Source organism: Micromonospora sp. C41, assembly GCF_018070485.1.
In the GTDB taxonomy this organism is placed as follows: domain Bacteria; phylum Actinomycetota; class Actinomycetes; order Mycobacteriales; family Micromonosporaceae; genus Micromonospora; species Micromonospora chalcea.
This window is the reverse complement of sequence record NZ_JAGPXP010000032.1, coordinates 12,951-35,359: the sequence shown is the minus strand read 5'-3', so window position 1 is coordinate 35,359 and position 22,409 is coordinate 12,951. Positions and strand designations below refer to the sequence as shown.

The 22,409-nt window shown below is 72.8% G+C and carries 22 protein-coding genes; 6 read left to right on the top strand and 16 right to left on the bottom strand.

Annotation, left to right across the window (positions count from 1 at the left end; translation table 11 throughout):
• The first annotated feature begins 87 nt into the window (after positions 1-87).
• Together KBX43_RS26225 and KBX43_RS26220 are read left to right on the top strand one after the other, a co-directional pair.
• Positions 88-1,746: a DEAD/DEAH box helicase gene (locus tag KBX43_RS26225; RefSeq protein WP_043328172.1), complete on the top strand. Its 1,659-nt coding sequence runs from the start codon at positions 88-90 to the stop codon at positions 1,744-1,746.
• Positions 1,747-1,925: 179 nt separating this feature from the next.
• On the top strand, positions 1,926-3,074 hold the full coding sequence (locus KBX43_RS26220; protein WP_210887631.1) for an SAM-dependent methyltransferase: 1,149 nt from the start codon (positions 1,926-1,928) through the stop codon (positions 3,072-3,074).
• A gap of 8 nt (positions 3,075-3,082) precedes the next feature.
• On the opposite strand, the gene KBX43_RS26215 is transcribed toward KBX43_RS26220, so the two are convergent.
• Positions 3,083-3,511 carry a hypothetical protein gene (locus KBX43_RS26215; protein ID WP_113973475.1) on the bottom strand — a complete coding sequence of 143 codons (429 nt, stop codon included), beginning with the start codon at positions 3,509-3,511 and terminating at the stop codon, positions 3,083-3,085.
• A gap of 192 nt (positions 3,512-3,703) precedes the next feature.
• On the opposite strand from KBX43_RS26215, the gene KBX43_RS26210 reads away from it, so the two are divergent.
• Positions 3,704-4,123 (top strand): helix-turn-helix domain-containing protein, encoded by a 420-nt coding sequence (locus tag KBX43_RS26210; protein WP_043328166.1) that lies wholly within the window; start codon positions 3,704-3,706, stop codon positions 4,121-4,123.
• A gap of 8 nt (positions 4,124-4,131) precedes the next feature.
• Here the strand turns inward: KBX43_RS26210 and KBX43_RS26205 are convergent, their stop codons facing one another.
• From KBX43_RS26205 to KBX43_RS26155, 11 genes are all read right to left on the bottom strand, one after another.
• Positions 4,132-5,166 carry a hypothetical protein gene (locus KBX43_RS26205; protein ID WP_210887628.1) on the bottom strand — a complete coding sequence of 345 codons (1,035 nt, stop codon included), beginning with the start codon at positions 5,164-5,166 and terminating at the stop codon, positions 4,132-4,134.
• Positions 5,159-5,389, bottom strand: a complete 231-nt coding sequence (locus KBX43_RS26200; RefSeq protein WP_043328162.1) for a heavy-metal-associated domain-containing protein — start codon at positions 5,387-5,389, stop codon at positions 5,159-5,161. Before KBX43_RS26200 ends, KBX43_RS26205 begins: the two co-directional genes overlap by 8 nt.
• 124 nt (positions 5,390-5,513) lie before the next feature.
• A complete protein-coding gene (locus tag KBX43_RS26195) occupies positions 5,514-7,634 on the bottom strand; it encodes a RecQ family ATP-dependent DNA helicase (protein WP_210887625.1) in 2,121 nt (706 codons plus the stop codon).
• A gap of 61 nt (positions 7,635-7,695) precedes the next feature.
• Entirely contained in the window at positions 7,696-8,445 is a 750-nt protein-coding gene (locus KBX43_RS26190) for an SDR family NAD(P)-dependent oxidoreductase (protein ID WP_069088021.1), read from the bottom strand.
• Positions 8,446-8,564: 119 nt separating this feature from the next.
• Positions 8,565-9,674 carry a branched-chain amino acid ABC transporter permease gene (locus KBX43_RS26185; protein ID WP_210887621.1) on the bottom strand — a complete coding sequence of 370 codons (1,110 nt, stop codon included), beginning with the start codon at positions 9,672-9,674 and terminating at the stop codon, positions 8,565-8,567.
• Positions 9,671-10,561: a branched-chain amino acid ABC transporter permease gene (locus KBX43_RS26180; protein WP_043328154.1), complete on the bottom strand. Its 891-nt coding sequence runs from the start codon at positions 10,559-10,561 to the stop codon at positions 9,671-9,673. The genes KBX43_RS26185 and KBX43_RS26180 overlap by 4 nt, the downstream gene beginning before the upstream one ends.
• A complete protein-coding gene (locus KBX43_RS26175; protein ID WP_210887618.1) occupies positions 10,558-11,292 on the bottom strand; it encodes an ABC transporter ATP-binding protein in 735 nt (244 codons plus the stop codon). The genes KBX43_RS26180 and KBX43_RS26175 overlap by 4 nt, the downstream gene beginning before the upstream one ends.
• On the bottom strand, positions 11,292-12,035 hold the full coding sequence (locus KBX43_RS26170) for an ABC transporter ATP-binding protein (protein WP_043328151.1): 744 nt from the start codon (positions 12,033-12,035) through the stop codon (positions 11,292-11,294). The genes KBX43_RS26175 and KBX43_RS26170 overlap by 1 nt, the downstream gene beginning before the upstream one ends.
• 3 nt (positions 12,036-12,038) lie before the next feature.
• The gene (locus KBX43_RS26165) at positions 12,039-13,244 is read right to left on the bottom strand and encodes a substrate-binding domain-containing protein (protein WP_043328150.1); all 1,206 of its coding nucleotides are present in this window, start codon (positions 13,242-13,244) and stop codon (positions 12,039-12,041) included.
• Positions 13,245-13,459: 215 nt separating this feature from the next.
• Entirely contained in the window at positions 13,460-13,705 is a 246-nt protein-coding gene (locus tag KBX43_RS26160) for a hypothetical protein (RefSeq protein WP_069088016.1), read from the bottom strand.
• A complete protein-coding gene (locus tag KBX43_RS26155; protein ID WP_064446650.1) occupies positions 13,702-14,004 on the bottom strand; it encodes a DivIVA domain-containing protein in 303 nt (100 codons plus the stop codon). Before KBX43_RS26155 ends, KBX43_RS26160 begins: the two co-directional genes overlap by 4 nt.
• Positions 14,005-14,282: 278 nt before the next feature.
• Between KBX43_RS26155 and KBX43_RS26150 the strand changes: the two genes are divergently transcribed.
• On the top strand, positions 14,283-14,510 hold the full coding sequence (locus KBX43_RS26150; RefSeq protein ID WP_064446847.1) for a GntR family transcriptional regulator: 228 nt from the start codon (positions 14,283-14,285) through the stop codon (positions 14,508-14,510).
• Positions 14,511-14,775: 265 nt separating this feature from the next.
• Here the strand turns inward: KBX43_RS26150 and KBX43_RS26145 are convergent, their stop codons facing one another.
• Positions 14,776-15,894: a glycerophosphodiester phosphodiesterase gene (locus KBX43_RS26145; RefSeq protein WP_210887615.1), complete on the bottom strand. Its 1,119-nt coding sequence runs from the start codon at positions 15,892-15,894 to the stop codon at positions 14,776-14,778.
• Positions 15,895-16,000: 106 nt separating this feature from the next.
• On the opposite strand from KBX43_RS26145, the gene KBX43_RS26140 reads away from it, so the two are divergent.
• Positions 16,001-17,335, top strand: a complete 1,335-nt coding sequence (locus KBX43_RS26140; protein WP_210871012.1) for a TrkH family potassium uptake protein — start codon at positions 16,001-16,003, stop codon at positions 17,333-17,335.
• On the top strand, positions 17,325-17,993 hold the full coding sequence (locus KBX43_RS26135; protein ID WP_064446653.1) for a TrkA family potassium uptake protein: 669 nt from the start codon (positions 17,325-17,327) through the stop codon (positions 17,991-17,993). The genes KBX43_RS26140 and KBX43_RS26135 overlap by 11 nt, the downstream gene beginning before the upstream one ends.
• A 62-nt stretch (positions 17,994-18,055) precedes the next feature.
• On the opposite strand, the gene KBX43_RS26130 is transcribed toward KBX43_RS26135, so the two are convergent.
• The 3 genes from KBX43_RS26130 to KBX43_RS26120 all read right to left on the bottom strand — a co-directional run bounded on the left by KBX43_RS26130 (position 18,056) and on the right by KBX43_RS26120 (position 22,380).
• Positions 18,056-19,678, bottom strand: a complete 1,623-nt coding sequence (locus KBX43_RS26130) for a serine/threonine-protein kinase (protein WP_069088013.1) — start codon at positions 19,676-19,678, stop codon at positions 18,056-18,058.
• A 71-nt stretch (positions 19,679-19,749) separates the two neighbouring features.
• Complete coding sequence (locus KBX43_RS26125) at positions 19,750-21,282, bottom strand: fused MFS/spermidine synthase (protein ID WP_176722783.1); 1,533 nt, start codon at positions 21,280-21,282, stop codon at positions 19,750-19,752.
• Positions 21,283-21,342: 60 nt separating this feature from the next.
• A complete protein-coding gene (locus KBX43_RS26120; RefSeq protein ID WP_166457661.1) occupies positions 21,343-22,380 on the bottom strand; it encodes a hypothetical protein in 1,038 nt (345 codons plus the stop codon).
• Positions 22,381-22,409 lie beyond the last annotated feature (29 nt).

Below are 22,409 nucleotides of genomic sequence, written 5' to 3'. Positions count from 1 at the left end.
CGCCCCCGACCGCGTGGCCCGCGCCACACACCGAACGCGCCCTGAGGACATGAGGGGCGCACCACGAGAGGGCACCCCCACATCCACATGAGCGACCAGATTTCCGGCCAGCCACTGGCCCCCACCGCTCCGGTCCCGCCGGAGGCACCCACGTTCGCCGCGCTCGGCGCGCGGCAGGAAACCGTCGAGGCGCTGGCCGCCGCCGGCATCACCCGCGCCTTCGCCATCCAGGAGTACGCGCTGCCGATCGCGCTGCGCGGCGTCGACCTGATCGGGCAGGCTCCCACCGGCACCGGCAAGACGCTCGGCTTCGGCATCCCGCTGCTGGAGCGCGTGTTCGCCCCGTCCGAGGGCAGCGACGGCGTCCCGCAGGCGCTCGTCGTCGTACCCACCCGTGAGCTGGGCATCCAGGTCGCCAAGGACCTCGACGCCGCCGGTCGCACCCGGGGCGTCCGGGTGCTGCCGATCTACGGCGGCGTGGCGTACGAGCCGCAGATCGAGGCGCTGCGCAGGGGCGTCGAGATCCTGGTCGGCACCCCCGGCCGCCTGCTGGACCTGCAGAAGCAGAAGCACCTGCGGCTCGACCGGGTCCGCGCGCTCGTCCTCGACGAGGCCGACCGCATGCTCGACCTGGGCTTCCTGGACGACGTCGAGAAGATCCTGGCGATGCTGCCGGAGGACCGGCAGACCATGCTGTTCTCGGCCACCATGCCGGACCCGATCGTCGCGCTGTCGCGGCGGTTCCTGCGCCGGCCGGTGACGATCCACGCCGGGCACACCGCCGAGACCGGCCCGTCGCCGCAGACCACGCAGCTCGCGTACCGCACGCACTCGCTGAACAAGGTCGAGATCGTGGCGCGCATCCTCCAGGCGGAGGGCCGTGGCCTGACCATGATCTTCACCCGGACCAAGCGGGCCGCCGACCGGGTCGCCGAGGATCTCGACTTCCGCGGCTTCGCCGTGGCCGCCGTACACGGCGACCTCGGCCAGGGCGCGCGCGAGCGGGCGCTGCGGGCGTTCCGCGCCGGCAAGATCGACACGCTGGTCGCGACCGACGTGGCGGCCCGGGGCATCGACGTCACCGGCGTCACGCACGTGATCAACTACGACTGCCCCGAGGACCAGGACACCTACACCCACCGCATCGGCCGTACCGGCCGGGCCGGGGCCACCGGTGTCGCGGTGACGTTCGTCGACTGGGACGACATGCCCCGCTGGCGGATCATCGACAAGACGCTCGGGCTGGACATGCCCGAGCCGCCGGAGACGTACCACACCTCCGCGCACCTCTACACCGACCTGGCCATCCCCACCGACGTCAGCGGCACGCTGCCGACCGCCGAGCGCACCCGCGCCGGGCTGTCCGCCGAGGTCGAGGAGGACCTGGGTGGCGGCGGCCGGGCACGCCGGGGCGCGCGTCGGGGTGACAGCCGGGGCCGCGAGCGCGGCGACCGTGACCGTGGTGACCGCGGTCGGGGCCGTACCAGCGACGGCGGGGACGCGCCCGCCGGGCAGGCCGAGGCCGGGGACGGCGAGGCGACCCGTACGCCGCGTCGGCGGCGGCGTCGCCGGGCCGGCGAGACGGTGGCCGGCGAGCCGACCGCGGTGATCAGCACCGAGGGCTCGACCGAGGCCCCCGCCGCACCGCAGGCCGCGGAGGGTGAGACGGCGAGCAAGCCGCGTCGCCGTCGTCGCCGCCGCAGCGGCAGCACCGGCGCGCCCGCCGAAGCCAGCAACGCCGACTGACGAACACCAACGGAAACGGCCTCCCGGACCCCGGTCCCGGAGGCCGTCCCCGTCCCACGACCGCCGGACCCACGCGGTGATCATGAAGTTGACGGCGCGACACGCCGTGCTCACGTACGGCCAACCTCATGATCAACCAGGTCGGTGGGGTGGGTGGAGAACTGGAGAGGTAGGTAGGGATGCCGGAAGCGCTGGAATCGGCGCTCGCCGAGGTACGGACGCTGCTGCTCGCGCCGGGGCTGACCCGGGCGGTGGCCGCCGGGCGGCGTCGTGGGCAGCGTCCCTCGGTGGTACGCGCGGAACTGCGCCCGGTCGCGCTCAAGAGCGGCCCCCGGTTGCAGATCGCCACCTCGGACGGGTCACGGCCGCACACCCGCAACGTGGCGCCGGGAGCCGAGGCCGACGCCGCGGTGGACGAACTGCTCGCCGAGCCGTTCGGCAACTGGCATGTCGAGACCGCCGACGCCACGATCCAGCTCCGGGTGACGAAGTCCGGTGAGGCGCAGGTGCACCGCGCGGCGGCCAGCCGTACCGCCGGCGAGCCGGAGCGGCACGACCGGGCCAAGGAGTGGCTGCTCGACCCGGGTGATCCCCTCTTCAAGGAGATCGGCGGCTCGGCGGCCAAACGCCGGCAGGTCGACGCGTTCCTGCGCGCGCTGGCCGCGACGCTGCCCGACGACCTCACCGGCGCGCTGCGGGTGGTGGACCTGGGCTGCGGCAACGCGTACCTGACCTTCGCCGCCTACCGCTACCTGCTGCGGCGCGGCCTGGACGTGACACTCGTCGGCGTGGACGTACGCGAGGACCAGCGCCGCCGCAACACCGAGCTGGCCGAGCGGCTGGGCTGGGCCGACCGGGTCAGCTTCGTGGCCGGCACCATCGCCGAGGCGCCCGTCGAACCGGCGCCGGACCTGGTGCTCGCGCTGCACGCCTGCGACACCGCCACCGACGAGGCGCTGGCCCGGGCGGTGCGCTGGGACGCCCGCTGGGTGCTCGCCGCGCCCTGCTGCCACCACGACCTGGCCGCCCAGCTCCGGGCCCGCCCGGCGCCGGGACCGTACGAGCTGCTGACCCGGCAGGGCATCCTCCGGGAGCGGTTCGCCGACGTGCTGACCGACGCGCTGCGGGCCGGTCTGCTGCGCCTGCACGGGTACCGCGCCGAGGTGGTGGAGTTCATCGACTCCCAGCACACGCCGCGCAACCTGCTCATCCGGGCACGCCGGACGGCCGGAGCGCCGACCGACGGGCAGCGCGCCGAGTATCGCGACCTGGTCGGCCAGTGGGGCGTGACGCCCCGGCTGGAGACGCTGCTGGCGGAGCGGGCCTGAGGGGCGCGCTACCGCCCCCGGTCGCCCCGGTTGCGATCGCCCCGGTCCAGCACAGACACGCGCTCACCACGGTTGGCGGGCCGCTCGCCGTCCTCGGCCGCGGTCGGGAACGGCACCACCTTCCCGCCGAACTGCTCGGCGTTGCCGGCGGCGGCGAAGGCGTTCCACGAGATGTCCACGAGCATCCGCTTCAGCTCGGCATGCCGGAGGGCGGCGTTGCGCTGCAACGCCATCCGCGCTCCCAACACGACCGAGGCCAGCGTGGTGCAGATCGCGCCGGTCGCGGCGATCAGGTGTACGCCGGTCGCCTCGCCACCGCGTACCGCCAGCACCAGCAGCCAGATCCAGAAGCCGAGAGCGAACAACGCGGCCTTGGCCACGAAGAAGAGGCTCACCGCGCCGGGGCGATGCGGTACGGGACGGTCCGGCTCGGCCATGCTTCTCCTCCATCGATTCTCAGGGTTCACTCAGCCTATTACCCGAAGCGCATTACCCGAAGCAAGCTTCCGCATTCACCGAGTCCCGCCGACGAGATCTCCGGACCGATCAGTCAGTTACTTCTGCGCCCCGGCGTACTAGGCTCGATCGGCAGAGCCGGGCCACCGGCGGGAGGGGCAGATCCGACAGGGATGGGTTCGGCAGACGTTTCGCCGCAGATGGCCTTCGCGCGCTTCGTACGCCGGGCCATCGACGACGCGCGCGAGGAACGCGGCTGGACGGTCACCGATCTGGCCACCCACACCGGAGTCGGCCGCTCGACGGTGTTCCGCTGGCTGGCCGGCGACTGGCAGGACTACCCCGAACTCGCCAAGGTGCGCGGCTTCTGCGCCGCTCTCGACCTGCCCGTGGCGGCCGCGTTCCGCGCGCTGGGCCTGCCCGACGCCGGGCCGGTGCCGCGCCGCCGAGGTGCCGAGGAGGGTCCGGTGGAGGCCGACGTGCGGGTGATCCTGGACCGGCTGGCCGACCCGAGCGTGCCCGCCGAGGAGAAGCACCACATCCGTGATCTGCTCCGCTACCTGGCCCGCCGCCCGGTCCGCCGCGCCGGCTGACCGAGGGCTCAGGCCACCGTCAGCGTGAACTCGGCGGTCCGCACCACGCCGCCGACCTGGAAGTCCAGGAACATCCGGTAGTTGCCCGGCCCCGGCGCGGTCAGCCAGAACGTCACCTCGTCGCCGTCGCGCACCGGCTCCGGGTGTACGTGCAGGTAACCGAGGTCGCCCTCGCGCAGCGCGACCAGGTGCCCGAACGCGCCGAGGTACGGCTGAAGCGGCGCTGCCGCGCCGTCCGCGCCGGTGATCCGGAACCGCAGCGGCACCGAGCGTCCCACCTCCGGGGTGCCCGTGTACGCGGCGGTGAACCCGTCGACGGTGGCCGACGTCGCGGCGGCGGGCAACGGCCGGGGCCGGTACGCGCCGGGCGCGGCCAGGTCGGCGCCGAGCACCACGGCGACCTGTCCACCGTCGTCGGCGACGGCGGTGAAGTCCGCGTACATCCGCCAGGAGCCCGCCTCGATCGGCCCGAGCGGCACCGACCAGGTGCCGTCGGCGGCCATCGTGGGGTGCAGGTGCAGGTAACCGCTCAGGTCACGGCGCACCACGATCACATGCATCGGCTTGTCGTGCACCACGGCGAACCGGGTGACCGCGCGGCGCTTGTCGTCGCGGATCTGGAAGCGCAGCTCACCGGCGCGGCCGGCGGTCAGCTCGGCGTTCGACGGGACCAGCGTGTAACCGGCCGAGGTCATCGACAGCCCGGCCGCGCCGTCGCCGCCGCCCTGGGTGACGGTGGCGCCGTCGTGGGAGTGAGCGCCGGTGCCAGGCGCGTGGGCGTGCATGCCGCCGTCGCCCGTGGTGGCCCCGCTCGCCGTGGCTGCGGGCCGCGCCGGGTCGGCGGGCGCGTTCATCCGGCCGAGCCCGAAGCCGAGCAGCACGGCGAGCACGAGCCCGCCCACCACCAGGGCCAACCGCAGCGTCTCCCGATCCACCGCGACCGGGCCGCCCGCGGCCACCCCGGCGCGGGGCGGTGTCGCGCCGGCCACGGCGTCGTCGGGGACGACGCCGGTGCCGGACGTGCCGGACGACGACTCAGGCACCGCCGCCGACCAGCTCGTAACCCGCCTCGTCCACGGCGGCACGGACCGACTCGACCGCGAGCGGGGCGTCACTGGTGACGGTGGCGGTGCCACCGGCCAGATCGATCCGGACCTCCTCGACGCCGGGCAGCGCGGACAGCTCCTCGGTCACCGCCCGGACGCAGTGTTCGCAGGTCATCCCGGTCACGGCGTACGTCTGGACGACGGGTAGCTGCTCGGTCATGACCCCACGGTACCGCCGGTCACCTGCGGCTCCGCCGACGGTCCGCCGACGGTGGCGACGCTCGCATTCCGGCCGCGCCGGGAACTTTTTCGACGGCCGGGACCTGTCACGCGGACGCGACGGGTCAGGCGGCCACCGCGAGCGCCAGCGGCAGCACGTCCGGCGCGCCGGCCCGGCGCAGCAGCCGCGCCACCATGGCCATGGTCCAGCCCGAGTCGACCAGGTCGTCCACCAGCAGCACCGGCCCGTCCAGCCCCGGCAGCGCGTCGGCCAGCTCGTCCGGCAGGCGGAAGGCGTCGTGCAGCGTGCGTACCCGCTGGGCGCTGTTGCCGCGCGGCCCGCCGCCGCCGGACGGACCGGCCGGGACGACGTGGCCGAGCAGCGGCAGCCGGCCCACGGCGGCGATCCGCTCGGCCAGCGAGCCCACCAGCAGCGGTCGCGTCCGCGAGCCGACCGCCACCACGCCCACCGGCCGCCGGGGCCACGGGTCGTCGCCGTGCGCCCACGCCTTCAGCACCTCGACCACGGCCGCCACCACGTCGTCGGGCACCGGGCCGTCGGGCGCCTCCGGCCCGACCAGCCCGCGCAGCCGCCCGCCCCACCCCAGGTCGGAGAGGCGTCCCACGGCCCGGCCGGGCAGCGCCTGCTCCGCCGGGGGGATGCGGCCCTTCAGGGGTACGCCGACCGCGTCCAACCCGGTCGGCCAGAGCTTCTTGGGCGGGATCGCGACGCCGGGGCGCCCGAGGAACGTCTGCGCGGCGGTCAGCGCCTCGTCGGAGACGGCTGCCTCGAACAACGGGCCGGCGCAGTTGTCGCACCGCCCGCAGTCGGCCGCCCCGGTGTCGTCCAGCCCTTCCCGCAGGTAGCGCATGCGGCAGCCGGACGTCGAGGCGTACTCCCGCATGGCCCGCTGCTCGGCGGCGCGCGCGTCGGCGACGCGCCGCAACCGGGCCTCGTCGTAGACCCACGGCTCGCCGGTGGCGAGCCAGCCGCCGCGCACCCGGCGGACCGCGCCGTCCACGTCGAGCACCTTGAGCATCAGCTCCAGCCGGGCCCGGCGCAGGTCGACCACCGGTTCGAGGGCCTGGGTGGAGATCGGCCGCTCGGTGTCCAGCGCGGCCAGCACGGCGCGGACCTGTTCCTCGGGCGGGAAGGCGAGCGAGGCGAAGTACCGCCAGATGGCCGCGTCCTCCACGCCGGGCAGGAGCAGCACCTCGGCGTGCTCGACGGCCCGGCCCGCGCGGCCGACCTGCTGGTAGTAGGCGATCGGCGACGGCGGCGCGCCCAGGTGCACCACGAAGCCGAGGTCGGGCTTGTCGAAGCCCATGCCGAGGGCGCTGGTGGCGACCAGCGCCTTGATCTTGTTGTCCAACAGGTCCTGTTCGGCGGCCCGCCGGTCGGCGTCCTCGGCCTGCCCGGTGTAGGAGGCGACCGACCAGCCCCGGCCGCGCAGGAAGTCGGCCGTCTCGGTGGCCGCCGCGACGGTGAGCGTGTAAATGATCCCCGAGCCGGGGAGCCGGTCCAGGTGGTCGGCCAGCCAGGCCAGGCGGTGCGCCGGGGTCGGCAGATCGAGTACGCCCAGGCGCAGCGACTCCCGGTCGAGCGTGCCCCGCAGCACCAGCGCGTCACCCAGTTGCTCGGCCACGTCCTGCGTGACCCGGGCGTTGGCGGTGGCGGTGGTGGCGAGCACCGGCGTGCGCTCGGGCAGGTTGGCCAGGAACGTGCGCAGCCGCCGGTAGTCGGGGCGGAAGTCGTGCCCCCAGTCGGAGACGCAGTGCGCCTCGTCCACCACCAGCAGCCCGGTGGTGGCGGCGAGCTTCGGCAGTACGCCGTCGCGGAAGTCCGGGTTGTTCAGCCGCTCCGGGCTGATCAGCAGCACGTCGACCGCACCGGCGTGGATCTCGGCGGTGATCTCGTCCCACTCGTCCAGGTTCGCCGAGTTGATGGTGCGGGCCCGGATGCCGGCGCGGGCGGCCGACTCGACCTGGTTGCGCATCAGCGCCAGCAGCGGCGAGACGATCACCGTCGGCCCGTGCCGGTTGCCCTCGCGCAGCAGCGCGGTCGCCACGAAGTAGACGGCCGACTTGCCCCAGCCGGTGCGCTGCACGCAGAGCACCCGCCGCCGGTCGATCACGAGCGCCTCGATGGCCCGCCACTGGTCCTCGCGCAGCCGGGCGTGGTCACCCGCCAGCCGCCGCAGCACCGCTTCGGCGCGTTCCCGTACGGCCGTCCGATCCTGGCTCATCCGGCATTTCTACCAGGGGTGGCAGACACCAGGAGCGGACCGGGCGGCGGGTGACCTCTTGTCAGCGGCCGAGTACGGAACCGCCGTTGACGCCGAGCACCTGCCCGGTGACGTACCCGGCGGACGGGCCGACCAGGTAGCTGACGGCCGCCGCGATGTCGTCCGGCACACCGGCCCGGCCGACGAGCGTGGCGGCGACGCGCTTGGCGTGCCCCTCGGGCGTCATCCGGTCGCCGAAGAACTCGGTCTCGGCCACGTAGCCAGGGCTGACCACGTTGACGGTGATCTGGTCCGGGCCGAGCTGGGCGGCCAGGTCGTACGCCCAGCCGTGCAGCGCGGCCTTCGCGGCCGAGTACGGCCCGCCGCCGCCGCGCTGCGCGGCGATCGAGCTGAGCAGGACAACCCGGCCGCCGGGGCGGCGCAGGGCGGGCAGCAGCGCCTCGGTGAGCAGTACGGCGGTGAGCACGTTGGCGTCCAGGTTGGCCCGCCACCAGTCCGCCACCCCGTCGAGCGAGTCGGTGGACCCGCCCAGGAATCCACCGGCGTTGTTGACGACGGCGTCCACGGCGCGTTCCCCGACCGCGTCCACGACCGCGCCGACCTGCCCCGGATCGGTCAGGTCGGCGACGACGGCCGTGACCGCCCCGTCCCGCCCGCTCTCGTCAGAGATCCGCCGCGCGGCGGCGTCGAGCACGTCCCCCCGCCGCCCCACCACGAGAACGTCGAATCCGTCCCCGACGAGCCCCCGCGCCACGGCAGCCCCGATCCCGGTCCCACCCCCACTGACCACGGCAAGCCGCCGCTCCCCCATGACCGCTCCCCTTCCCGCTGTCCCCGCTCTCCCCGTTGATCAAGGAGTTTGCGTCATCCTAACCGCGAAATCAGGACACAAACTCCTTGATCAACGGGGTGGAGGGAGGGGGCCGGAGGTCAGCGGGGGCGGTGGAGGGCCTTCAGGAGGGGGGTCACGCGGGAGCGCAGGCTGGCCAGGCCGCCGGGGAAGAAGTAGACGGCCAGGATGAACACCGTGCCCAGGACGAACAACGGCTGGCTCAGCGGGTGACTGAGGAACGCGGGCAGGCCATTCACCGCGTCGCTGCTGCCGAACGCGGTGAGCCGGTGGTCCAGGTACATGTACAGGACGCCGCCCAGCACCGGCCCCCATCGCGTACCGGGGCCACCGAGCACCACCATGACCAGCAGCGACAGCGTCAGCTCCGACGAGGTGATGTGCGGGCTGGCGCCGCCGACGATCAGCACGTAGACCACCCCACCGGCCGACGCGAGCCCGCCCGCGAGCGTGAACGCGACCAGCTTGAACCGGTACGGGTCGAGCCCGAGCACCCCGATCCGCCGCTCGTCGTCGCGCAGCCCGGCCAGCACCCGCCCGGTCGGCGAGGCGCTGACCCGGTGCACGACCAGGACCACTATGGCCAGGTACGCCAGCGCCAGCCAGTACAGGTTCACCGTGTTGGTGACGCCCACCAAGGCAGCCGGCAGCCCCGACACGTCCAGCGGCAGGCCCTCCTCGCCACCGGTGAGGCCGCCGAAGTCGCGGGCCACCAGGATCGCCCCGACCTGCGCGAACGCCAGCGTCACCATGGCGAACGCGATACCGACGGTGCGCAGCGCCACCGCGCCGAGCAGCGCGGCGAGCGTGGTCCCGCCGATCACCGTGAGCACGGCGGCCTGCCACAGCGGCAGCCCGGCCTTGGTGACCAGGATGTCGGTGCCGTACACCCCGGCGGCGAAGTAGAGGGCGTGGCCGAAGGAGAGCATCCCGGTACGCCCGAACAGCAGGTCGTATCCGGCCGCGAGCCCGCCGAACACCAGGCAGATGGCGAGCAGTTGCAGCGTGCCCGGCGAGTTCAGCGGCCCCTCGAAGATCCCGGGCAGGTTCAGCGTCGAGTACGGCAGGATCGCCGCCACCACCAGGGCCACCAACGGCAGGTACGGACGCAGGCCGTGCCAGCGGGAACGCCCGGGGGTCAGTTCGTCGGGCACCTGCGCCGGAGGCGCGTCGACCACCGAGTTGGTCATGCGTGAGCCACCTTTCCGGCCAGGCCCTGCGGACGCAGCAGCAGCACCACGGCGAGCAGACCGACCACGCACAGGTCGCCCAGCCCGGACGTGCCGTAGTAGTTGACGAACTGTTGCAGCAGCCCCACCGCGACCGCCGCGTACGCGGACCCGACCACCGAGCCCATCCCGCCGATCACCACCACGATGAACGCGAAGATCAGCAGTGAGCCGCCCTGCCCCGGCGAGACGGTGCCGAAGTAGACGCCGCCGAGCGCGCCGGCCAGCGCGGCGGCGGCCCCGCCGATCGCGAAGACCAGCGTGAACGCCTTGCGCACGTCGATGCCGAGCGCCGTCACCATCTCCCGGTTCTCCACGCCGGCCCGGATGATCAGGCCGTACCGGGTCCAGCGCAGGAACGCCAGCAACGCGCCGAGCACCACAGCGGCGGCGACGATCAGCAGCAGCCCGGCGTTCGGCACCTGCGCGCCGAGCACCGACGTCACGTTCCGGCTCCACTCCGGGCGCGGGAACGGTCGCGGGTCGGCGCCCCAGGTGGCCTGGAGCAGCGCCACCCCGGCGAGCGACAGGCCGACGGTGACGAGCACCTGCTCGATGGTGCGGGAGTAGAGCGGCCGGATCAGCACCAGCTCCACCAGCACCGCGACGAGCGAACCGGCCAGCACGCCGAAGACGACGGCGAGCACGAAGCCGAACCCGTCCGGTCCGGCGCCGGGCAGGTTGCCCGAGGCCCACCACGTCGCGTACGCGCCCACGCCGAGGAACAGCCCGTGCGCGAAGTTGAGCACGTCGGCGAGGCCGAACACCAGCGACAGGCCGGAGGCGACGAGGAAGTAGAGCGCCGCCAGGCCCAGCCCGGTCAGCGTCAGCAGGACCACGGTGTTCACGCGTGCACCTCCCCGGAACCAGAACCCACACCGAGCAACGACTTCGTCAACGCGGTCTCCAGCAGCAACTCCGCGGCGTCACCGGTCCAGGCGACCTTGCCGGCGGAGAGCACCACCGCGTCGGTCGCCAGCCGCCGTACCACCGCCAGGTTCTGCTCGACCAGCAGCACCGGCACGGATTCCGCGACCCGTTCCAGCACCTCGGCCACTTCGGTCACCACCTTCGGCGCCAGCCCTTTCGTCGGCTCGTCGACGAGCAGCAGCCGGTTGTCGTTGAGCAGCACCCGGCCGATCGCGAGCATCTGCTGCTGCCCGCCGGACAGCGAGCCGGCCCGTTGCCGTCCGCGCCGCTCCAGCTCCGGGAAGAGCGAGAAGACCTTGTCGTACGCGGGCGCGACACCGCGCCGTTCGGCCAGCCGCAGGTTCTCCGCGACGGTGAGCCCGGCGAAGACGCAGCGGTCCTCCGGCACGTAGCCGAGACCGTCACGGACCAGCCGGTGGGTGGGGCGGGCGAGCAGGCTGCGCGCCCCCATGCGTACGCTGCCGCGCACCTCGCCGCCGCGCGGCGTCAGCCCGACGATCGCGCGCAGCGTGGTGGTCTTGCCGACGCCGTTGCGCCCGAGCAGCACCGTCACGCCGGTCGGCGCGACCTCGAACGACACGCCCTGGAGGATGTGCAGCCCGGCGATCCGCACGGACAGGTCCACCACGGACAGGACAGGTTCCGCCATCAGAGCGCCTCCCCCAGGTACGCCTCCTGCACTGTGGCGTTCGCCATCACCGTCTCCGGGGTGTCGCACGCCAGCAGCGCGCCGTGGTGCATCACGGCGATCCGGTCGGCCAGCTCCAGGATCACGTCCATGTGGTGTTCCACCATGAGCACCGCCCGGCCGCTGTCCCCGGTCAGCGACTTGATCACGCTGACCAGCTCGGGCACGTCCTCGGCGCTCACCCCGGCCATCGGCTCGTCCAGCAGCATCACCCGGGGTTCACCGGCGAGCAGCAGCGCGATCTCCAGCTTGCGCTTCTCGCCGTGGGCCAGGGTGCCGGCGAGCGCCGTACCCCTGTGGTGCAGGCCGACCCGGTCGAGCGCCGCGTCGGCGGCGGCGGCCACCTCCCGGTCGGCCGCCGCCCGCCGCCACAGCTTCATCGAGCCACCCCGGTGTGCCTGTACGGCGAGCCGGACGTTCTCCCGCACGCTGAGCGAGCCGAAGACCGAGGACGCCTGGAAGGTACGCCCCAGTCCGAGCCGGGCACGCCGGTGCGGCGCAAGCGCGGTGATGTCCGCGCCGTCCAGCAGGACCGTGCCCTCGGTGGGCCGGCGCAGGCCGGTGATCAGGTTGAACAGGGAGGTCTTGCCGGCGCCGTTGGGCCCGATCACGCCGAGGAACTCCCCCGGCGCCAGATCGAGGTAGACGGAGTCGACGATGGCGACCTCACCGATCCGCCAGGTCAGACCGCGGGTGGCGAGCATCGGTCAGCCCTTCATCTGCGCGACCGGCGGCGCGCTCTCGTCACCGGTGAGCGACTTCTGCGCGGTCGCCGTGAAGGTGGTGCCGCTGCCGGAGAGCTTCGCCTGGTACATCGGCTGGAGCAGGGCGTGGTCCTCGGCGCGGATCTTCATGGTGCCCTTGACGCCCTCGAACTCCCAGCCCTCCAGCGCCTTCACCATCTTCTCCACGTCGTCGCCGCCCTCCTGCACGGCCCGGACGACCATCTGCGCGGCGGCGAACCCGTCCGGGTGGAACAGGTCGAGCGTGCCGCCCGGCACCTTCGCCTTCGCGGCCTTGGCGGCCTCGGTGTCGCTCGCGCCGTCGAAGTAGTGCGACAGGAACGAGATCTTGCTGCCGGCCGCGCCGAACGTCGGCCACGAGGCCCGGATGTCCAGGCCGGTGACGACGGTGGTGGAGGCGAGGACGCCCTGCTGGTCGAGCGTCTGCCACATGGCGCCCGCGGTGGTGCCGGCCCAGGCGACGAAGAGCAGGTCCGGCTTGGCGGCCTTGATCTGGCTGGCGAACGGCGTGAACTCGGTGGCGCTCGCCGGTGCCCGCACGCTGCTCACGTTCGCGCCCGCGCCGCCGATGACGGCCTTGACGGCGGCCTCGTTGGCGTCGCCGAACGCGCCGTCCTGCGCGAACACCACGACCTTCTTGCCGCCCGCGTCGCCGATGAACGAACGGGCGGTCACCACGTCCTGCCACGACTGCCGGCCGGAGCGGAACGTGTACTTGTTCGCGCCGGTCACCGCGTCCGTGGCGGCCGGGCCGGAGATGAACAGCACCTTGTTCTGCGCGGCGATCGGCGCGACCTGGAGCGCCACCCCGGAGGAGGTGGACCCGGCGATGATCTTCGTACCCTTGCCGATCAGGTCCTTCGCGGCGGACACGGCCTTGGCCGGGTCGCCCGCGTCGTCGGCCTCGGTCACCTCGATCGTGCGGTCACCGACCTTGCCGGTGCCCTTGGTGGCGAAGTCGAGGCCGGCCTTGAAGCCCTCGATGTACTGCTTGCCGTAGCTGGCGAGCGGCCCGGACTGGGAGTAGACCAGACCGACCTTGACCGGGGCGGCGGCGTCGCCGCCGCCGGATGCGGTGTCCTGCGGGCTGCCACAGGCCGTGGCGGCCAGAACGACCGCCACCGAGGTGGCGGCGGTAAGGAACACCCGTCGCGTGTGCCGGATCGTCATTGCGACTCCAGGTGAGGACAGGGGAATGTCAGTTGTCGGCTCACGCTAGAAGTGACGTCACCCACGGGCTATGTGGTCGGCGCACACAAGTGCCCGGGACAGGGTGGCCGCTCGTTACAACGCCGGACATCGTCACGTAACCGCGCCGACCCGGGATGGCCGCACCCACCACGCGCAGCTCGCCGGGAATGTCGGCCCACGCCATCGCGCGCCGGTCACCGCCCGCCGCATTCCCCGTCATGGTCGGCCGCCCGTGCGCATCGCCGGCCACCGTCACGCGGCCGGTCGCACCAGACCCAGTGGCGTACCGACTGATCGTCCTCCCGCGACACGGTCGTCCCGGCGCGCTCCACGTCGGCCAGGAACCCGAGCGCCCGGCAGATGGCCCGCGCGAACCCGCGCGCGCCGTCGAGGTCGGCCGCGAGAACCGGCAGGTGTACGACGAACCGCTCCCGGCTCACCGCTGCGCGCCCGGCGTGAACCGGGACTGCCAGCTCTTGAGCGCCGCCTTGATGCGGGTGTTCTCCTCGGCGTACCGGGACGCGTCGCGCCGGGCCAGCGCCAGGTCACCGGCCACCCGGTAGAGGAAGGCGTGCACCTCCGCCGGGTCGAGTCCGTGCCGCACGGTGCGGAACTTCCGCTCGCGGATCTGCCCGACGCTCAGCGGCCGGCACGACTCCGAGCGGTACCAGCCCTGGTTCGGCGGCCTCCGGGTCCGGTTACGCCGCGCCGACTTGAACAGGTTGAGCACGTTTCGCACGCCGATCCTCCTCACCGAGCCGTGGAGGCGGCCCACCCGCAGACAGGGGACACGGGCGGGCCGCCGACCCCGAGACCGCAGCCCGTTCGGCGGTACGGCCCCGGAGCCCAATCCGGGTCCGACTCCCGAGGTTTGCCGAACCAACCGGAGCCGGACGCGGGTCAGCCTACCCAAAATACCTGTGTAGGTCGAGCGTCCACATCGGGCTTTCTGCTTGTTGCAGTTACTGGTGTAGGCCCGGCATGATCGGAGGTGCCGAACCGACCGGAGTCCTCACCATGCCTACAGCCGAAGCGCCGTATCGTCAGATCGCCAACGAACTCGCCGCAAAGATCAAGAGTGGCGAGTTGAAGCCCGGCGACAAGTTGCCCTCGACCCGTGAACTCGCCGAAGCCTACGGCGTCCACATGAACACGGCGTCCCGCGCTCTCTCACTGCTGCACGATCGCGAGCTGATCACCGGCCAGCCCGGCCGAGGCACCTACGTAGCCGAACCGCCGGCCTGATCAACTCCACTACGCCGAGGTGGCGGCATCATCCCGCCCCGCCCCGCCGATCTTGGAGTTGTGGCGCCTCAGATGCCCGGTTCGCGGCTTACGCGAGGCACCACAAGTCCAAGATCGGTGGGGAGGCCCGAGATCTTGGTACGGGATGACCCCTCGGAGGGCCGTTTCATACCAAGATCTCGGGCGCGGGCGAGCGCGACGGACCCCGGGCACGCTAACGGGGTGCCCGCCGCTGCGGCGGGCACCCCGTGAACAGGAGCAGGGGTCAGCGGCCGGCTCGGGCGGCCACCGCCGTGTCGGGATGGTCGCTGAACACGCCGTCCAGGCCCAGGTCGAAGAACAGCTCGTACTCGGACGTGATGTCACCACGCGCGTTCGGGTCGGCACCGATGCGGAAGTCCACCGGCAGGAACTGGTTCTCGGCCCGGAACGTCCACGCGTGCACCACCAGCTTCTGCCGGTGCGCGTCACGGATCACCGAGGTCGGCGCGAGCAGCCGGCCGGCCGAGTCGCGGGGCACGATCAGATTCTTGTTCAGGCCGACGCCGTCGGCGTACCGGGAGATCCAGGCCAGTCCGGCGGGCGTGGCCAGGTCCGCGTAGGTCCGCTTGTCGCCGCCCGCGACGAAGTCGTAGGGCGCGCCGCTGGCGTCCATGAGCTGCACCAGCCGCACGTCGATCATCTTGTCGAGTTTGCGCAGGTTGGCGGTCTCGAAGCTCTGCACGAACACCGGGTCGGCGCGGTGGGTGAGCCGGTTGCGGCGCAGCACCGCCACCAGCGGCTCCTCCAGCGGGCGGCCGATCGAGGCGAAGTAGGTGGGGTGCTTGGTCTCCGGGTAGACGCCGATGGTCCGGCCCCGGGCCTTCGACTCGGTCCGTGCCAGGTCGATGACCTCCTGGAAGGTCGGGATCTCGAACCTGCCGTCGAACGCGGTGTTCGCGACCCGCACCTGCGGCAGCCGCTCCTTGGCCCGCAGCGTCTTCAGCTCGGCCAGCGTGAAGTCCTCCGTGAACCAGCCGGTGACTGTCACCCCGTCGATGGTCTTCGTCGCCTTGCGAGCGGCGAACTCGGGGCGGGCGGCCACGTCTGTCGTACCGGAGATCTCGTTCTCGTGCCGCGCGACCAGGACGCCGTCCCTGGTCGCGACCAGGTCCGGTTCGATGAAGTCGGCGCCCTGCCGGATGGCGAGCCGGTAGGCCTCCAGGGTGTGCTCCGGGCGGTAGCCGCTCGCGCCGCGGTGGCCGATCACGATCGGCCGCTGGGTCGCGCGGGCCTGCTCGGCGGCGCGGTGGTCCGGGCCGGCCTGGGCGGCCACGGCCGGCACCACCACAGCCGCCGCGAGCAGCGCGCCGGCCACGCCGAGGGCGGAAAGGGTACGTCGCAACGCCGTCTCCTGTCGTCGATGGGTACGCACAGCAGACCGGGCGCGGTTGACCGCCAGTTGGTCGGTTCCTGACCTGCCGGTGAATCTCCGGACGGAAGATGACGGGATGCGCCGCCTGCTCCGGAAGCCCGTACGGCTGGTGCCGTTGGGGTTCCTGGCGGTGATCCTGGTCGGCACCGGTCTGCTCATGCTGCCCTGGGCCACCAGCGAGGAGCGGTACACCCCGTTCGTCACCGCGCTGTTCACGTCCACGTCGGCGGTGTCGGTGACCGGGATGGCGGTGACCGACACGCCGAACTACTGGAACGGCTTCGGGCTCGTGATGATCACCGTGCTGACGCAGCTCGGCGGCCTGGGCATCCTGACCGGGGCGTCGCTGGTGATCCTGGCGGTCTCCCGCCAGCTCGGCCTGCGCAACCGGCTGCTCGTGCAGGCGGAGACCGCCGAGTTCGGCCTCGGCGACGTACGCCGGCTGCTGTTGCGCATCGCGGCGACCGTCTTCGTCACCGAGGCCCTGATGACGGCGGTGGTCGCCGCGCGCCTGTTCCTGGCCTACGACTACCGGCCGGGCCGGGCGCTCTGGTCGGCGGTGTTCCACTCGGTGCAGGCGTTCAACAACGGCGGCTTCGCGCTCTACTCGGACGGTCTGATCGCGTTCTCCCGCGACGGCTGGGTGGCGCTGCCGCTCAGCATCGGGGCGATCATCGGCGGGCTCGGTTTTCCGGCGCTGTTCGAGGCGGTACGCGAGTGGCGGCAGCCGGCGCGCTGGGCGGTCGCCACGAAGCTGACCGTCTGGGGCAGCGTGGTGCTGACCGTCTTCGGCGTCGCCTACCTGCTGATGGCCGAGTGGGGCAACCCGTTCACGATCGGCACCTTCGACGTGCCGGGCAAGCTGCTGGCGTCGTTCACCCAGATCGCGTTGAGCCGTACCGGCGGCTTCGACGTCATAAACGTCGGGCGGCTCACCGACGAGAGCTACCCCATGCTGATCGGCCTGATGTTCATCGGCGGCGGCAGCGCCAGCACCGCCGGCGGCATCAAGGTCTCCACGTTCTTCCTGCTCGGCTTCGCCATCTGGGCCGAGTTGCGGGGCGAGCCGGACACCACTGTCGGGCACCGCCGGGTGGCGGCGGCCAGCCAGCGGCAGGCGCTGACCGTGGCGCTGCTGAGCGTGGCGCTCGTGGCGGGCGGGACGGTCGGCCTGATCGGTTTGACCTCGCACGTGTCGTTCTCGGCCGCGTTGTTCGAGGTCACCTCCGCGTTCAGCACCACCGGCCTGACCGTCGGGGTGTCCGGGCAGCTCTCCCCACCCGGTCAGTACGTGCTGATCGCGCTCATGTACATCGGCCGGGTCGGGCCGCTCACGCTCGGCTCGGCCATCGCGTTGAACACCCGTCGACGGCTGTACCGCTACCCGGAGGAGCAACCCATTGTCGGCTAGACGCCCGGAGGAGACCGGCATCGCGGTGATCGGCCTGGGCCGGTTCGGCTCGCGCCTCGCGGACTCGCTGTCCCGGCTCGGTTACGAGGTGCTGGCGATCGACCACGACCCGGCGCGGGTCCAGCACTGGTCGGCCGACCTCGACCGGGTGGTGCAGGCGGACACCACCGAGGAGGTGGTGCTGCGCCAGCTCGGGCTGGCGGACTTCCGCCGGGTGGTGGTCGCGATCGGGGCGTCGCTGGAGGCGAGCGTGCTCACCGTACTGGCCCTGGCCGAGCTGGGGATCGAGCAGATCTGGGCGCGGGCCACCTCGGAGAAGCACGCCAAGATCCTGCACTCGGTCGGCGCGCACCACGTGGTCTTTCCCGAGGCGGAGACCGGTGAGCGGGTGGCGCATCTGATCGTCAGCCGGATGCTCGACTTCATCGAGTTCGACGACGACTTCGCCATCGCCAAGGTCAAGGTCCCGGCGCCGCTGGTCGGGCGGTCGCTGCGCGACATCGCGCCGCAGGACCGGTACGGCGTGATGGTGGTGGGTGAGAAGCAGGCCGGGGAACGGTTCCGGTACGTCGGACCGGACACGGTGCTGGAGGCGGACAGCGTGCTCATCGTGGAGGGCGGCATCACCCAGGTGCAACGCTTCTCCGCGCTGGCCTGACCGTCAGTCCTTCTTCGGGCCCTTGCCCTTGCCCTTGCCCGGCCCACCCCCCTTCGACTGGTCTACTGTGCTTTTCCCTTGGGGCCCTCCTTGCCCTTGCCGGGCTTCGGTGCGGCCTTGGGCTTCGCCGGTTTGGGCTTCGCCGGCCCGCTCTTGGTGGTGGTCTTCGCGGTGGTCTTGGTGGGCGACTTGACCGGCGTCTTCACCGGCGGCGCGGTGGTGGGCGCCGAGCCGGCGATCCCGGACACCTGCACGCCGCAGCTCTTGCCGCCGACGGTGAACTCCACCGGCAGCGTGTTGCTCCCGGTGTAGCGGCCGGCCAGCGTGAGCTTCGCCGACGCGCCGGGCGCCAGCGCCGGGGTCGCGGTGGGCGCGGGAATCGACACGGTACGCCCCTCCTGCCGGGCCGGCGGCTGGGCCGTGGTGACCGTCTGCTTGCCGGGGAACGTGAAGTTCATGGTCCAGCCGCGCAGTTCCCGGTCACCGGTGTTGGTGAGCGTCAACTCGGCGGAGAAGTCCTTGCCGGTGTCGCGGCGCAGCGAGTAGTCGACGGCGCAGGGCGTCGGCTCGGGCGGGCTCATCCGCGCCTCGGTCGGCTCGACGCCGCCGCTGGCCGGGCTCCGCGACGTCAGTCCCCACATCGTGGCGGTCACCGCGATCAGGCCGACGGCGGCGACACCGGCCTCCACCTTGCGCCGCCGTGCCACCGCCCGCCGCGTGCGGGTACGCACCGCCGAGAACGGCAGCGCGTCGGTCTCCGCCGACCACGGCAGGATCGTGGTGCCCGCGTTCTCGGCGAGCGCCGGGTCCATCCGGCCGAACGCGGGCGACACCGGCACGATCGCCGCGATCCCCGCGGCCTCGGCGAGCGTACGGGCCACCTCGGCGGTCGCCGGGCGGTCCTCGGGGCGCTTGGCCAGGCACCGCTGCACCAGCGCGGCGACCGGCTCGGGCAGGCCCGGCACCGGCGGCATCGGGTCCGGGTCGCGGTACATGTGCGCGCGCAGCATCTCGGTGGTGGTGCTGGCCTGCCACGGCAGACGGCCGGTGAGCATCCGGTAGAGCAGCAGCCCGACCGCGTACACGTCGGTGGCGGGCGAGACGTGCCCGTTGTCCAGCCGCTCCGGCGCCAGGTAGGCCGGCGTGCCGAGCAGCGCGCCGTCCGGCCCCTTGTCGCTCTCCCCCACCAGCGCCGAGATGCCGAAGTCGACGACTTTCACCCCGGTCGGGGTCAGCATGACGTTGCCCGGGGTCACGTCCCGGTGCACCACGCCACGGGCGTGCGCGGCGGCGAGCGCCGAGGCGACCTCCGCGCCGATGGTCATCGCCTCCCGCCAGGGAAGCTGCCCGTCGCGGCCGAGCCGCCCGCTGAGCGGACCGCCGTCGACAAGCTCCATGACCACGTACGGCACGGTCAGGCCGACCTGGACCGACTCGCCGTAGTCGTACACGTTTGTGATGTTGGGGTGGCACAGCCGCGCGGCGGCCTGCGCCTCCACCCGGATCCGGTGCCGGAACGCCTTGTCGCTGGCCAGCCGTGAGGCCAGCACCTTGACCGCCACCTGGCGGCCCAGCACCTCGTCGTAGCCGCGCCAGACGACCGACATGCCGCCCGCACCCAACTGCTCGACGAGCCGATAGCGCTCGCCGAGCAGTTGCACGCCGTTCCTGACCGGTCCACCCATGGTCGGTCCTGTTGCCCGAAGTGGGCCCCGGTACACCTCAGCGGTCGGAATCGGTCAGGAAAGTCACCCGTTCAGGCGGTCGCGAGGAGTTGGTCCACCGGCGCGTAGTCGTCGGTGAGCACCATCGCGTCGCCCACCCATTCGGTCACCGCCGCCTCGTCCATCAGCTCGGCCCGCTCCGGCAGCAGCTTCAGACCGGGCGGGATCGCGGCCAGCGGCAGCGGCGCGTCCGAGGCGACGATCACGAAGTTGGCGCCCTGCTCCCCGTCGATCGCGCCGGGCGGCGCGATCAGCGCGACGTGCGCGAACTCGGCCTTCACCGTGGCCAGCTCGGCCCGGATGAACCGGCCCGGCGGGTAGTCGATGACGTTCTGCACGTAGATCCCGTCCGGGCGCAGCACCCGCCGGATGTCGGCGGCCATCTCCCGGGTCGCCAGGTGCCACGGCACCACCAGGTGCCCGAACGCGTCGCCGACGATGAAGTCGCGGCTGTCGGTCGGCTCGCCGCGCAGCAGCACCCGCGCGTCGCCCACCTCGGCGCGCATCTTCGGGCCGGTGCGCAGGCCCAGCTCCCGCCGGTCCAGCTCGACCAGCCCGCCGTCCAGCTCGAACACCAGGTTGTCGGTGCCGGGCCGGGTCGCGGCCAGGTAGTTCGGCACGGTGAAGCCGCCGCCGCCCAGGTGCAGCGCGTCCATCGGCTGCTTCGCCGGCCGCGCCACGTCCGCGACCAGGCCGATCCACTGCGTGTACGCGTACTTCAGGTGGTTCGGCTCGTTCAGGTCGACGTAGGAGTGCTCGGCCGAGTTGAGGTAGAGCGTGCGTCCCTGCGGCCACGACGGGTCCACCTCGACCCGGGCGCAGTGGTACGCGGTCTCCACGTCGCACGGGTTCGGCGCGGCAGCGGTGAGCCCCGCCGCGGCGAGACCGAGCAACGCCAGCGCGGCCTTGACCCGGCCCGGCGTGGACGGCCCGCCGGCCCCGGCCTGCCGTCGCAGCCACACGCCGAGCCCCAGCCCGGTCACCCCGAGCGCGGCAGCGAGTCCCAGCACGATGACGGAGCTGGACAGCGCGGCCACCAGCACGAAGCCGGTGCCCAGCGTGGCGGTGATGCCGCCGAGCGTGCCGATGCTGGACAACTTGCCCACCACCTGGCCGGTGCGGCGCAGGTCGGCGAGCTGAAGCTTCACCACGAGCGGGGTGATCCCGGCCAGCAGCGCCGCCGGCAGCACCACGGTCAGCGCGGTCAGCAGGAGCACCGCGCTCGCCGCGCCGCCGCGCAACACCTCACCGGCGTACCTGACGATCGGCAGCGTGACGGCGGTGGCGATGCCGGCCAGCACCAGCGCCGGGGCGAGCAGGGTACGCGGGTCACGCCGGTCGGCGAGCCACCCGCCGAACCACGCCCCGTAGGCGATGGCGGCCAGCGCCATGCCGATGACCGAGCTGGTCACCTGGAGCGTCACCCCGACGTACGGGCCGACCAGGCGCAACGAGACGGTCTCCAGCACCAGCACCGCGCCGCTGGAGAAGAAGACGAGGAACGCGGCGAGCCCGTTCGGGAGGGCCCGCGGCGGAACCGGGGCGTCGGCCGCCGGTTCCGCCATGACGTCGGACGATGTGCTGCTCACCGTGGCGATGGTACGCAGCGCCGCCGGCGGGCCGCGTCAATACATCGAGATGTGAACATGGTTTGTGTGGTCGGCGGCCGGGCTGCCGCCACCGCTGTACGCGCGCCAGCCGGTGTTCGGCATCCAGATCTGCCGATACCAGATGACGTACATGATGCCGAGGCGGTTCGCGTTGTTCTTCGCCCAGGCGGCGAGGCTGTCGCCGTACGCCTTGTCGCCGCCGGTGGCCGTCTTGTCCTCGAACCCGCCGCTGGCGGCGGAGAAGTCGCAGGCCCGGCCCTTGGGGTGCTCGCCGCCGCCACCGCTGCGGTGACACGAGGCGTAGCGCTTGTAACCGGCCGCCTTGGCCTGCTGGAGCATGTGCAGCGTGCGCGGCGTGATGCAGCCGGACGCGGGCGTCGGGTCGTCCACCGAGCACGACTCCGACGGCCACGAACCGTCCGAGTTGCGCGGCGCGGGCTTCGCCGACGAGGAGGTGCCGTTGAACCCGGACCCGGCGCCGGAGCTGACCTTCGCCAGCGCCACCTCGGCGTCCTTCTTCTTGCGGGCCTGCACCGCGACCTGCTTGGCCTGCTCGCGCACCTCGGCGTCGATGGCGAGCTTCGCCTCGGCCGCCTGCGCCTTCGCGTCGGCCAGCTCCCGCAGCCGTTTGCTGTCCCGCTGGGCCATCACGTCCAGCTCGGCGGCGCGCTTGAGGAAGTCGTTCGGGTCGGCGCTGGCCAGCAGCATCGACGTCGCGGTCAGCCGGCCCATCCGGTACGACTGCGCGGCCACCTCACCGGCCTGCGCGCTGAGCCCGACGAGGCGTACCTCGATGTCCTTGAGCTGGGCGTCGAGCGCCTTCTGCCGGCGCTTGGAGTTCTCCAGCTTGTTCTGGGCCTCGATGTGGCCCTTCGCCGCCGCCTCCAGCGCCGCCCGCAGCTGCTTGCTGCCGCCCTCGTTCGGGGCGTTCGGGCTGGGTACGGCGGCGGCCGGCCCGGCGGCCACGCCGGAGCCGAGAAGCACGGCCAGCGCGGCGAACGCGGCGAGCAGCGACCGCCGGGCGCGCCGGCCGGTAGAGCTGGTCCTGGGCACGTGATGGTCCTTCCGTCGACCGCCGGCCC

Bases quoted from the DNA above. Each gene is read 5' to 3' on its own strand.
- KBX43_RS26225 (WP_043328172.1), top strand. From the start codon at position 88: ATGAGCGACCAGATTTCCGGCCAGCCACTGGCCCCCACCGCTCCGGTC.
- KBX43_RS26220 (WP_210887631.1), top strand. From the start codon at position 1,926: ATGCCGGAAGCGCTGGAATCGGCGCTCGCCGAGGTACGGACGCTGCTG.
- KBX43_RS26215 (WP_113973475.1), bottom strand. From the start codon at position 3,511: ATGGCCGAGCCGGACCGTCCCGTACCGCATCGCCCCGGCGCGGTGAGC.
- KBX43_RS26210 (WP_043328166.1), top strand. From the start codon at position 3,704: ATGGGTTCGGCAGACGTTTCGCCGCAGATGGCCTTCGCGCGCTTCGTA.
- KBX43_RS26200 (WP_043328162.1), bottom strand. From the start codon at position 5,389: ATGACCGAGCAGCTACCCGTCGTCCAGACGTACGCCGTGACCGGGATG.
- KBX43_RS26195 (WP_210887625.1), bottom strand. From the start codon at position 7,634: ATGAGCCAGGATCGGACGGCCGTACGGGAACGCGCCGAAGCGGTGCTG.
- KBX43_RS26190 (WP_069088021.1), bottom strand. From the start codon at position 8,445: ATGGGGGAGCGGCGGCTTGCCGTGGTCAGTGGGGGTGGGACCGGGATC.
- KBX43_RS26185 (WP_210887621.1), bottom strand. From the start codon at position 9,674: ATGACCAACTCGGTGGTCGACGCGCCTCCGGCGCAGGTGCCCGACGAA.
- KBX43_RS26175 (WP_210887618.1), bottom strand. From the start codon at position 11,292: ATGGCGGAACCTGTCCTGTCCGTGGTGGACCTGTCCGTGCGGATCGCC.
- KBX43_RS26170 (WP_043328151.1), bottom strand. From the start codon at position 12,035: ATGCTCGCCACCCGCGGTCTGACCTGGCGGATCGGTGAGGTCGCCATC.
- KBX43_RS26165 (WP_043328150.1), bottom strand. From the start codon at position 13,244: ATGACGATCCGGCACACGCGACGGGTGTTCCTTACCGCCGCCACCTCG.
- KBX43_RS26150 (WP_064446847.1), top strand. From the start codon at position 14,283: ATGCCTACAGCCGAAGCGCCGTATCGTCAGATCGCCAACGAACTCGCC.
- KBX43_RS26140 (WP_210871012.1), top strand. From the start codon at position 16,001: ATGCGCCGCCTGCTCCGGAAGCCCGTACGGCTGGTGCCGTTGGGGTTC.
- KBX43_RS26130 (WP_069088013.1), bottom strand. From the start codon at position 19,678: ATGGGTGGACCGGTCAGGAACGGCGTGCAACTGCTCGGCGAGCGCTAT.
- KBX43_RS26125 (WP_176722783.1), bottom strand. From the start codon at position 21,282: ATGGCGGAACCGGCGGCCGACGCCCCGGTTCCGCCGCGGGCCCTCCCG.